The 366-nt window shown below is 51.4% G+C and carries 1 protein-coding gene; it reads left to right on the top strand.

Going from position 1 to position 366, the window contains the following annotated elements:
- Positions 1–366: HEAT repeat domain-containing protein (locus QUA70_RS13905; protein WP_333410460.1), on the top strand; the 366-nt coding region annotated here is incomplete at both ends.

Here is a 366-nt window from a genome sequence, read left to right as displayed (position 1 = left end):
ATGCTTTGGGGAGAATCGGTGCAGAAGCTAAAACTGCACTGCCACAGCTAGTTCCCCTGCTTAAAGACTCAGATGCAAATGTGCGTCGCAGTGCAGCCGATGCTTTGGGGAGAATCGGTGCAGAAGCTAAAACTGCACTGCCACAGCTAGTTCCCCTGCTTAAAGACTCAGATGCATCTGTAGGCGACAGTGCAGCCTATGCTTTGGGGAGTATCGGTGCAGAAGCTAAAACTGCACTGCCGCACCTACTTCCCCTGCTTAAAGACTCAGATGCAAATGTGCGTAGCAATGCAGCCTATGCTTTGGGGAGTATCGGTGCAGAAGCTAAAACTGCACTGCCGCACCTACTTCCCCTGCTTAAAGACT

It is taken from the genome of Microcoleus sp. LAD1_D5, assembly GCF_036702115.1.
Taxonomy (GTDB): domain Bacteria; phylum Cyanobacteriota; class Cyanobacteriia; order Cyanobacteriales; family Microcoleaceae; genus Microcoleus.
This window is presented reverse-complemented; position numbering and strand designations above follow the sequence as displayed.